The sequence below is a fragment of the Nioella sp. genome (assembly GCF_964229645.1).
Taxonomy (GTDB): domain Bacteria; phylum Pseudomonadota; class Alphaproteobacteria; order Rhodobacterales; family Rhodobacteraceae; genus Nioella.
The window spans coordinates 1-10,035 of the sequence record NZ_CAXREX010000014.1; the positions used below are offsets into that span (position 1 = coordinate 1).

General features: G+C 65.0%; 10 protein-coding genes. 7 read left to right on the plus strand and 3 right to left on the minus strand.

Annotation, left to right across the window (positions count from 1 at the left end; all coding sequences use genetic code 11):
* Both ACEQXV_RS00960 and preA read left to right on the plus strand, forming a co-directional pair.
* The coding region (locus ACEQXV_RS00960; RefSeq protein ID WP_370267454.1) for an NAD(P)-dependent oxidoreductase at window positions 1–1,281 on the plus strand (1,281 nt) is incomplete at its 5' end.
* 4 nt (window positions 1,282–1,285) lie between these two features.
* Window positions 1,286–2,590, plus strand: a complete 1,305-nt coding sequence (gene preA, locus ACEQXV_RS00965) for an NAD-dependent dihydropyrimidine dehydrogenase subunit PreA (RefSeq protein ID WP_370267455.1) — start codon at window positions 1,286–1,288, stop codon at window positions 2,588–2,590.
* 97 nt (window positions 2,591–2,687) lie between these two features.
* On the opposite strand, the gene ACEQXV_RS00970 is transcribed toward preA, so the two are convergent.
* Both ACEQXV_RS00970 and ACEQXV_RS00975 read right to left on the minus strand, forming a co-directional pair.
* Window positions 2,688–3,899 (minus strand): PLP-dependent aminotransferase family protein, encoded by a 1,212-nt coding sequence (locus tag ACEQXV_RS00970; protein WP_370252515.1) that lies wholly within the window; start codon window positions 3,897–3,899, stop codon window positions 2,688–2,690.
* 81 nt (window positions 3,900–3,980) lie between these two features.
* Window positions 3,981–4,601 carry a TetR family transcriptional regulator C-terminal domain-containing protein gene (locus tag ACEQXV_RS00975; RefSeq protein WP_370252513.1) on the minus strand — a complete coding sequence of 207 codons (621 nt, stop codon included), beginning with the start codon at window positions 4,599–4,601 and terminating at the stop codon, window positions 3,981–3,983.
* A gap of 234 nt (window positions 4,602–4,835) precedes the next feature.
* On the opposite strand from ACEQXV_RS00975, the gene ACEQXV_RS00980 reads away from it, so the two are divergent.
* The 3 genes from ACEQXV_RS00980 (at window position 4,836) to hydA (ending at window position 7,892) form a co-directional block, all read left to right on the plus strand.
* Entirely contained in the window at window positions 4,836–6,086 is a 1,251-nt protein-coding gene (locus ACEQXV_RS00980) for a Zn-dependent hydrolase (protein ID WP_370267456.1), read from the plus strand.
* Window positions 6,083–6,358, plus strand: a complete 276-nt coding sequence (locus ACEQXV_RS00985; protein ID WP_370254518.1) for a hypothetical protein — start codon at window positions 6,083–6,085, stop codon at window positions 6,356–6,358. Before ACEQXV_RS00980 ends, ACEQXV_RS00985 begins: the two co-directional genes overlap by 4 nt.
* A gap of 70 nt (window positions 6,359–6,428) precedes the next feature.
* A complete protein-coding gene (gene hydA / locus ACEQXV_RS00990) occupies window positions 6,429–7,892 on the plus strand; it encodes a dihydropyrimidinase (protein WP_370267458.1) in 1,464 nt (487 codons plus the stop codon).
* A gap of 6 nt (window positions 7,893–7,898) precedes the next feature.
* On the opposite strand, the gene ACEQXV_RS00995 is transcribed toward hydA, so the two are convergent.
* On the minus strand, window positions 7,899–8,309 hold the full coding sequence (locus ACEQXV_RS00995; protein ID WP_370254522.1) for a cupin domain-containing protein: 411 nt from the start codon (window positions 8,307–8,309) through the stop codon (window positions 7,899–7,901).
* Between the two features lie 56 nt (window positions 8,310–8,365).
* Between ACEQXV_RS00995 and ACEQXV_RS01000 the strand changes: the two genes are divergently transcribed.
* Both ACEQXV_RS01000 and ACEQXV_RS01005 read left to right on the plus strand, forming a co-directional pair.
* On the plus strand, window positions 8,366–9,172 hold the full coding sequence (locus ACEQXV_RS01000) for an ABC transporter ATP-binding protein (RefSeq protein WP_370254523.1): 807 nt from the start codon (window positions 8,366–8,368) through the stop codon (window positions 9,170–9,172).
* 129 nt (window positions 9,173–9,301) lie between these two features.
* Window positions 9,302–10,035 (plus strand): ABC transporter permease (locus tag ACEQXV_RS01005; RefSeq protein ID WP_370267460.1); only part of this gene is annotated, 734 nt, incomplete at its 3' end.

The following is a 10,035-nucleotide window of genomic DNA, read 5'->3' on the forward strand; positions in this document are numbered from 1 at the left end:
CTGAGCGCCAATTTCTCGGACCTGCATCCGCCCCTCGACGATCACGAGGCGCTGGTAGCGGCGGACCGTTGCTATTTCTGCCACGACGCGCCCTGCATGACGGCCTGCCCGACCTCGATCGACATTCCGCTCTTCATCCGCCAGATCGCCACCGGCACGCCCGAGGCGGCGGCAAGAACGATCTTTGACCAGAACATCCTGGGCGGCATGTGCGCGCGGGTCTGCCCGACCGAGACGCTGTGCGAAGAGGTCTGCGTGCGTGAAACCGCCGAGGGCAAACCGGTTCTGATCGGCCAGTTGCAGCGCTACGCCACCGACAAGCTGATGGCGGCGGGCGTGCATCCCTTCACCCGCGCCGCCGCAACAGGCAAGCGCGTGGCCGTGGTGGGCGCGGGGCCAGCGGGTCTGGCCTGTGCGCACCGGCTGGCCATGCATGGCCATGACGTTGACCTTTACGACGCGCGCCCCAAGGGGGGCGGTCTCAACGAATACGGCATTGCCGCTTACAAGGCGGTCGGCGGCTTCGCGGGGTCCGAACTCGACTGGCTGATGCAGATCGGCGGGATCACCCTGCACACCGGCAAGGCGCTTGGCCGCGATCTGAGCCTTGAGGCGCTCAAGGCGGATCATGACGCGGTGTTCCTCGGCATGGGGCTGGCCGGCGTCAACGCGCTGCGCGCCGAGGGCGAGGACAAGGACGGCGTCGCCAATGCCGTCGATTTCATTTCGGACCTGCGCCAGGCGGGGGATCTCTCCTCCCTCCCCGTGGGGCGCAACGTGGTGGTGATCGGCGGCGGGATGACCGCCGTCGACGCTGCCGTGCAATCGAAGCTTCTGGGCGCAGAAAACGTCACCATCCTCTATCGCCGGGGCCGGGACGAGATGCCCGCAAGCCGGTTCGAACAGGATCTGGCCGCCGCCAAGGGCGTGCGGCTGGTGTTCAACGCGCGCCCCGTCCGGGTCACCGGAAACGGCACCGCCGCGGCGCTGGAGGCGGAATATACCCGCTCTGGTCCGAACGGGCTGGAGGGCACGGGCGAAACCTTCACGATTGCCGCCGACCAGGTGCTCAAGGCCATCGGCCAGACGCTCGAGGGCGCGCCCGAGGGGCTGGCCATCGAAGGCGGCAAGATCGCGGTGACCGGGGCCGGGCGCACCAGCCTGGCCGGGGTCTGGGCCGGGGGCGACTGCGCCTCGGGCGGCGAAGACCTGACCGTGACGGCGGTGGCCGAGGGCCGCGACGCTGCCGAAGACATCCACCAGACCCTGATGGGAGGGTAAGACAATGGCTGATCTCACGACGAATTTCCTGGGCATCAAGAGCCCCAACCCCTTCTGGCTGGCCTCGGCCCCGCCGACCGACAAGGAATACAACGTCCGCCGTGCCTATGACGCGGGCTGGGGCGGCGTGGTGTGGAAAACGCTCGGCTCCGAAGGGCCGCCCGTGGTGAACGTGAACGGCCCCCGCTACGGGGCCGTCTACGGGGCCGACCGGCGCCTGCTCGGGCTCAACAATATCGAGCTCATCACCGACCGCCCGCTGGAGGTGAACCTCGAGGAAATGACCCGCGTGAAGAAGGACTACCCCGATCACGCGCTCATCGCCTCGATCATGGTGCCCTGCGACGAGGCGAGTTGGAAAGCGATCCTGCCGCGCGTGGCCGAGACCGGTGCCGACGGGATCGAGCTCAACTTCGGCTGTCCCCACGGGATGAGCGAACGCGGGATGGGCGCGGCCGTGGGGCAGGTGCCCGAATACATCCAGATGGTCACCGAGTGGTGCAAGCAGTATTACGACCGCCCGGTGATCGTGAAGCTGACGCCGAATATCACCGATATCCGCTACCCGGCGCGCGCCGCCAAGGCGGGTGGGGCCGACGCGGTGAGCCTGATCAACACGATCAGTTCGATCACCTCGGTCAATCTCGACACGATGAGCCCGGAGCCCTCGATCGACGGCAAGGGCAGCCATGGCGGCTATTGCGGCCCGGCGGTGAAGCCGATTGCGCTGAACATGGTCGCCGAGATCGCCCGCGATCCGCAGACGGCGGGCCTGCCCATCAGCGGCATCGGCGGCGTGACCACCTGGCGCGACGCGGCGGAATTCCTGTCGCTCGGGGCGGGCACGGTGCAGGTCTGCACCGCGGCCATGACCTACGGCTTCAAGGTGGTGCAGGAGATGATCTCGGGTCTCAGCCAGTGGATGGACGAGCAGGGCTACAGCTCGATCGACCAGGTTGTTGGCCGCGCCGTGCCCAACGTGACCGACTGGCAGTACCTGAACCTCAACTATGTCGCCAAGGCCAAGATCGATCAGGACGCCTGCATCAAGTGCGGCCGCTGCTACATTGCCTGCGAGGATACCAGCCACCAGGCGATCTGGATGAAGGAAGGCCGGGTGTTCGAGGTCAATGACGCCGAATGCGTGGCCTGCAACCTCTGCGTCGATGTCTGCCCGGTCGAGAATTGCATCACGATGGAACGGATGGCGCCGGGCAGCGTCGATCCGCGCACCGGCAAGGTGGTCGAGGACGACTATGCCAACTGGACGACCCACCCCAACAACCCCTCTGCGCAGGCAGCGGAGTAAGGGGGCGGGATCCAGAGCGGATCCCGGTCGGAAACCGTAGCTGTTTCCGGTCGTGAAATCCGCGTCGGATTTCAGCCGGAGATCGCGCCGATCTCCGCTACGTTCGGGGCGCTCGCAGGAGCGCCCCGAGACGTTTCATCCCTTCCTCGATCATCGGGGCATCGGCGCAGGAGAAGCTGAGCCGCAGGGTGTTTTCCCCCGACCCGTCCGCGTGAAACGCACGGCCCGGCACGAAGGCCAGGTTCTTTTCCTCGATGGCACGAGCCAGCAGATCGGCCCCATCCACCCCGCGCGGTAGCGTCAGCCAGACGAACATGCCGCCCTCGGGCTTCGTCCAGGTCACGCCGTCCGGCATATGGCGTTCCAGCGCGTCCAGCATCGCGTCGCGCCGCGCCCCGTAGGCGGCGCGCACCTTGTCCACATGGGCGTCGAAACAGGCTTCGGCCACCCTGTGAATTGCCATCTGGTTGATCGTCGCGCTGTGCAGGTCGGCGGCCTGTTTCATCAGCACCAACTGCTGGATCACCGTGCTGGCCGCCACCACCCATCCCACGCGAAGGCCGGGCGACAAGGTCTTGGAAAAACTGCCACAATAGACCGTGCGGCAGGCATCGAGATCGCCCTTGCGCGCGAGTTCCAGCGCCAGGATCGGCGGCACCGGCGTGCCCTCGTAGCGCAAGGATTGATAGGCGGCGTCTTCCAGCACCATGCAGTCGAGATCCTCGGCCAGGTCGAGCAGCCGCTCACGCCCCGCCCGGTCCACGGTTTCGCCCGTGGGGTTGGCAAAATCGGGCGAGAGGTAGAGAAACTTGACTCGCCCGCCCGCAGCCTCTGCCGCGGCGCGATAATCCTCGGCCGGGCGATTTGTGCGGATATGCAGCCGGTCATAGCGCGGCTCGTAGGCGTTGAAGGCCCCGAGCGCGCCCATATAGGTGGGCCAGCCCACGAGCGCGGTGTCGCCGGGCGACAGGAAGAGCTTGCCAAGATAGTCCAGCGCCTGCTGCGATCCGCTGGTGATGAGCACGTTCTCGGCGCCGCAGGCAAGGCCGATCCTGGCCATCTCTCCCGCGATCCAGCGCCGAAGCGGCAGGTAACCTTCCGTGACCGAATATTGCAACGCCTGGCCCGGCGCCTCGGCCAGCACCTCGGCATAGGCCTCTGCGAATTCCGCCTTTGGAAACAGCGCGGCATCGGGAATGCCGCCGGCGAAAGACAGGATGCCGGGGCGGTCCAGAAGCTTCAGAAGCTCCCGGATTTCCGAGGCTTTCATCCGGCGCGTGCGGGTGGCGAAATTCTGGGCGAGACTCATCGGCGGGATCCTCCTCGACGGGAGACCTTACGCCGGGTCAAAAATAAGTCAATAAGATTGACCTAAAGGGCCGATGCGGACCTATTCGGGACGGATCAGCTTGGTAAAGAGCGTCTCCAGGAAGCCGCCTGCTTCGGCCAGCGGATCGTGCCCCGGACCAAGCACCGCGCGCACCTGCACGTCGAAATCGGCGTAGTGCTGCGTCAGCGCCCAGATCGAGAAGATCAGGTGATGGGGGTCCACGTCAGCGATCTTGCCAGCCTTGGCCCAGTCCCGGATCACGGCCGACTTTTCCTCGACCAGGTCGCGCAACTCGCCCTCCAGCGCCTCGATCATGCGCGGGGCCCCTTGCAGGATCTCGTTGGCAAACAGCCGGCTTTCGCGTGGAAAGTCGCGGCTGAGTTCCAGCTTGCGACGCACATATGTCAAGATCTCCGCGGCCGGGTCCCCGCCGGCATCCATGTCGCGCAAGGGGTCGAGCCAGGTCGTCATCAGCTGCGTCAGCAAAGTGACGTGAATGGCCTCCTTCGACGGGAAATAATACAGCAGGTTGGGCTTCGACAGCCCCGCTTCGCTGGCGATCTGGTCAAGCGTCGCCCCGCGAAACCCCTGGCGCGAGAAAACCTCCAGCGCGGCATCCAGAATCGCTTGGGTGTTCTTGCGCTGGATGCGGGTCCTGGGTTTCTTGACGGTCACGCTCATGCAGCCTCTTTTTCCATCGGTCTCATCCCTTCACCGGCCAAGCCTGGGGCACAGATGGCCTCGCCTGCCCGCAAACCGGGCGCTTTTCGCCCATTTGCCCGGCGAATGCACATTTGTCCCGGTTCAGCTTCTTGACTGACCATGTCCCTTTGATAGCGTGTTCTTGACCAGTTGGTCAAAACAGGAATGACGGGCCCGGGCACGTATCCGGGCCGCATGACAGGGAGAGATAGCATGTCCGCCCCCGGCGAGAACCTCAAGATCAATGGCGCCCGGCTTTGGGACAGCCTGATGGAGATGGCCAAGATCGGCCCCGGTGGGGCAGGCGGCAACAACCGCCAGACCCTGACCGATGACGATGCCAAGGGGCGCGCGCTGTTTCAGCAATGGTGCGAGGCCGCGGGCTGCACCATGGGGCTCGACGAGATGGGCAACATGTTCGCCCGGCGCGAGGGGACAGACCCCGACGCGCTGCCGGTCTACATGGGCAGCCACCTAGATACCCAGCCCACGGGTGGCAAGTATGACGGGGTGCTCGGGGTCCTGGGCGGGCTCGAAGCCTTCCGCACCATGAATGATCTCGGGATCAAGACCAAACATCCCATCGTGCTGGTCAACTGGACCAACGAGGAGGGCACGCGATTCGCACCCGCCATGCTGGCCTCGGGCGTGTTCGCGGGCAAGCACGGGCGTGACTGGGCCTATGACCGCGTCGACGCCGAGGGCAAACGGTTCGGAGACGAGCTGGAGCGGATCGGCTGGAAGGGCGAGGAAAAGGTCGGAGACCGCAAGATGCACGCCATGTTCGAGCTTCATATCGAGCAGGGCCCGATCCTGGAGGCCGAGGGCAAGGATATCGGCGTCGTGACCCACGGACAGGGGCTGCGCTGGATCGAGTGCACGGTGACGGGCAAGGAAAGCCATACCGGCTCGACGCCCATGCATATGCGCAGGAATGCGGGCCGCGGTTTGGCCCTGATCACCGAGCTGGTGCACGAGATCGCGATGAAGAATCAGCCCAATGCAGTGGGCGCGATCGGCCATATCGACGTCTACCCCAACAGCCGCAACATCATCCCCGGAAAGGTTGTCTTCACCGTCGACATGCGCACCCATCTGCTCGACAAGCTCAACGCGATGGTGGACGAGTTGATGGAGCGTGCGCCGAAGCTCTGCGAAGAGATCGGCGTCGAGTTCTCCTGCGAGATCGTCGGACAGTTCGACCCGCCCGCCTTCGATGAAGGCTGCGTGGGGGCGGTGCGCGACGCGGCCGAGCGGCTTGGCTATTCTCACATGGACATTGTGTCGGGCGCGGGCCACGATGCGTGCTGGATCAACGACGTGGCCCCCACGGCGATGATCATGTGCCCATGCGTCGACGGCCTGTCCCATAACGAGGCCGAGGAAATCAGCCCCGAATGGGCCGAGGCCGGCGCCAATGTTCTGTTCCACGCTGTCGTGGAAACCGCGGAGATTGTTGGATGAATCACAAGTATCTCGTAGCTGCCGGCCTGTGTGTGTTGAGCTTGGGCGGCTGCGTCGGAACCAGCACGACCCCCACCAGCCGGGACCAGGTTCCCGCGCTGGTCTGGGCGCGCGTGCCGGGCTCCACCCCGCTCAACGAGCTGTTGCAGGGGCCTGATGGCTGCTTCTGGTACCTGCGTCACGGGCCGCTGGAAACCGTCTGGGTTCCGGTCCGAGATTCCGAAAGCATCCCGGTCTGCGACCCGCCGCGCCCGCGGCCCGAGGGTGTGTGACCGCAGCGGAACGACAAGATGACCGCCCTGCCGCGAGCGCGGGGCACAAGATGACAGGGAGTAGAAAGACATGACCACGAAAGTCATCAAGGGCGGCACCGTCTGCACCGCCGACCGCACCTGGAAGGCCGATGTGCTGATCGAGGGCGAGACCATCAAGCAAATCGGCGAGAACCTGACCGGTGACGAATATGTCGACGCCGAAGGCGCCTATGTGATCCCCGGCGGCATTGACCCGCACACCCACCTGGAGATGCCCTTCATGGGGACCACGGCGGCCGAAACCTTCGAATCCGGCACCTGGGCGGCGGCTGCTGGCGGCACCACGATGCTGATCGACTTCTGCCTGCCGGGCGAGGATGGCTCGATCAAGAACGCGATCCATGAATGGCACCGCAAGTCGGCCCCGCAGATCTGCGCCGATATCGGCTATCACATGGCGATCACCGGCTGGAATGAAAGCATTTTCAACGAGATGAAGGACGCCGTCGACATGGGCGTCAACTCGTTCAAGCATTTCATGGCCTACAAGGGCGCGCTGATGATCGAGGAGGACGAGATGTTCGCCTCGTTCAAGCGCTGCAAGGAACTGGGCGCGCTGCCCATGGTTCATGCCGAAAACGGCGACCTCGTGGCCGACATGCAGCAGGAAATGCTGGCCAAGGGCATTACCGGGCCCGAGGGTCATGCCTATTCGCGCCCGCCTGAATTCGAGGGCGAGGCTGCCAATCGCGCGATCACCATCGCCGATGCCGCGGGCGTGCCCCTTTACATCGTTCATGTCTCCTGTGAGCAGGCGCATGAGGCGATCCGCCGGGCGCGTCAGAAGGGCATGCGCGTTTACGGCGAGCCTCTCATACAATTCCTAACGCTCGATGAATCGGAGTATTTCAAGGGCGACTGGATGCACTCTGCCCGCCGGGTGATGAGCCCGCCCTTCCGCAACAAGGAACACCAGCAAAGCCTCTGGGCCGGTTTGCAGAGCGGCTCGTTGCAGGTGGTGGCCACCGACCACGCCGCCTTCACCAGCGAACAGAAGCTGATGGGCAAGGACAATTTCTGCCTGATCCCCAATGGCTCGAACGGGCTGGAGGAACGGCTGGCAGTGCTTTGGACCGAAGGGGTCGAGACCGGCCGCCTGACGCCCAACGAATTCGTCGCGGCAACGTCAACGAACGTCGCCAAGATCCTGAATATCTACCCGAAAAAGGGTGCGATCGTGGAAGGGGCGGATGCTGACATCGTGGTCTGGGATCCCAAGATTTCCAAGAAGATCAGCGCCTCCAACCATCACTCGGTGCTGGACTACAACGTCTTCGAGGGCTTCGACGTCAAGGCGCAGGCGCGCTATACGCTCAGCCGTGGCGAGGTGATCTGGGCCTGGGGCCAGAACAGCCAGCCCAACCCCGGCCGGGGCCGTTTCGTGCCGCGCCCGGCCTTCCCCTCGGCGCATGAAGCGCTGTCGAAGTGGAAGGAACTGACCGCGCCCAAGCAGATCCACCGCGACCCGATGAATATCCCGGCAGGGATCTGAGGCGGATCAGGGGACGAGGGCGTCGAGATGGGGCAGCAACACCACGCTTTCCTGCTCATGCGGGTCGGTTCGGGCGATCACCGCCTGCGCCGGCTCGTCGCCCGGATTGAGCGGCAGATGCGGCACGTCAGCGGGAATGTAGATCAGGTCGCCCGCATGGGTTTCCATGCAATGTTCGAGGCTTTCGCCCCAGTACATGATGGCCGATCCCGAGATCACGTAGATCGCGGTTTCGTGGGTGGCGTGCTTGTGCGCCTTGGCGCGGCCACCCGGCGACACCGTCAGAAGATGCATGCAAATCGCCTGGGAACCCGTTGTTTCCTTTGCGATTCCTTCGAAGTAGCTAAAGCCCTGCTTGCCCGAATAAGTCTGGCCTGGCCGCAGCTTGATGCAGGTCTTGGGCATGGTCTGGTCCATGTGGGCCTCTTGCAGATTGAGCGCCGGACTGGCGCGAGGAGAACTGAACCATAATGATGGCAGAACAGGCAAACGAAACCGCCGCCGCGCCGGTGATCAGGGCCGAGGGGCTGAACCTCGTCTTCCAGACGAATGACGGGCCCGTACACGCGCTCAAGGACGTGGACCTGGAGATCGGCAAGGGCGAATTCGTCAGCTTCATCGGCCCCTCGGGCTGCGGCAAGACCACCTTCCTGCGCTGCGTGGCGGCGCTGGAACAGCCCACGGGCGGGCGCCTGACCGTCAATGGCATGACCCCTGACGAGGCCCGCCGCAACCGCGCCTATGGCTATGTCTTCCAGGCGGCGGGGCTCTACCCGTGGCGCACCATTGCGGGCAATATCAAGCTGCCGCTCGAGATCATGGGCTACAGCCGGGCCGACCAGGAAGACCGCGTGAAGAACGTTCTGGAACTTGTTGATCTGGAAGGGTTTGGCAAGAAGTTTCCCTGGCAGTTGTCGGGCGGAATGCAGCAACGCGCCAGCATCGCGCGGGCGCTGGCCTTCGATGCCGACATCCTGCTGATGGACGAGCCTTTCGGGGCGCTCGACGAGATCGTGCGCGACCATCTCAACGAGCAGCTCCTGCAGCTCTGGGCGCGCACCGACAAGACCATCGGCTTCGTCACCCACTCGATCCCCGAGGCGGTCTATCTCTCGACCAAGATCGTGGTGATGAGCCCGCGTCCGGGCCGGATCACCGACATCATCGACAGCCCGCTGCCCAAGGAACGGCCGCTCGATATCCGCGATACACCCGAGTTCCTGGACGTGGCCCACAGGGTGCGGGAGGGGCTGCGTGCCGGTCATGCCTATGACGATTGACGCCCTGAAACAGGGGGGCGCCCCCCGTACACCCCCCGTGCACCCCCCGTGCACCGGGCGTGCAGACGAAACCGCCGGGGCGGGCGCGCTCAACGACGGGCGGATCGCCCCCCGGATGGAGGCCCTGCGATGAGGAGCCTGCTGCCGATCCTGACCGTGGTCGCGGCCATCCTGGGCCTGTGGTTGGTGGCGGTCGCACCGATGAATTTCCGCCTTGCGCTCGATGCGGCGACCCGCGCGGGCGACCCGGTGGTGCCTGCCACCGTGCAGGAGCAGGGAGAAACCGGGCTGGTGCGGCTGATGCTGGACAATCCGGGCCTGTGGTCTGCCGCCTTCGAGTTCGAGCGTCCGCGCCTGCCGCAGCCGCAGGCGGTGCTGATGGAAATCTATGACAACACCGCCGGGCTGATCCGGCGCTGCGAATGGCAGGGCTTTGCGGCCGACCGGGACAACTGGACCCCGCTGTCGGACGGGTGCCTGCGCGTCGTGGCCCATAACCGCAGCCTCCTGTTCCATTCCTGGCAGACCCTGGCCCCCACCTTGCTGGGATTTGCCATCGGCACCGGGCTGGGCGTGCTGCTGGCGGTGGGGATCGTCTACAACCGCACCATGGACCTGTCGGTCATGCCCTGGGCGATTGCCAGCCAGACCATTCCGATCCTCGCCATCGCGCCGATGATCATCGTGGTGATGAACGCGGTGGGCATCCAGGGGCTGCTGCCGAAATCGCTGATCTCGTCCTATCTGAGCTTCTTTCCGGTGGTGGTGGGCATGGTGAAGGGGCTCAGAAGCCCCGGGCCGATGGATATCGACCTGCTGCGCACCTATTCGGCCAGCGGGCCGCAGGAGTTCTGGAAACTGCG

Coding starts and splice junctions, on each gene's coding strand:
- preA (WP_370267455.1), top strand. CDS start 1,286: ATGGCTGATCTCACGACGAATTTCCTGGGCATCAAGAGCCCCAACCCC.
- ACEQXV_RS00970 (WP_370252515.1), bottom strand. CDS start 3,899: ATGAGTCTCGCCCAGAATTTCGCCACCCGCACGCGCCGGATGAAAGCC.
- ACEQXV_RS00975 (WP_370252513.1), bottom strand. CDS start 4,601: ATGAGCGTGACCGTCAAGAAACCCAGGACCCGCATCCAGCGCAAGAAC.
- ACEQXV_RS00980 (WP_370267456.1), top strand. CDS start 4,836: ATGTCCGCCCCCGGCGAGAACCTCAAGATCAATGGCGCCCGGCTTTGG.
- ACEQXV_RS00985 (WP_370254518.1), top strand. CDS start 6,083: ATGAATCACAAGTATCTCGTAGCTGCCGGCCTGTGTGTGTTGAGCTTG.
- hydA (WP_370267458.1), top strand. CDS start 6,429: ATGACCACGAAAGTCATCAAGGGCGGCACCGTCTGCACCGCCGACCGC.
- ACEQXV_RS00995 (WP_370254522.1), bottom strand. CDS start 8,309: ATGGACCAGACCATGCCCAAGACCTGCATCAAGCTGCGGCCAGGCCAG.
- ACEQXV_RS01000 (WP_370254523.1), top strand. CDS start 8,366: ATGGCAGAACAGGCAAACGAAACCGCCGCCGCGCCGGTGATCAGGGCC.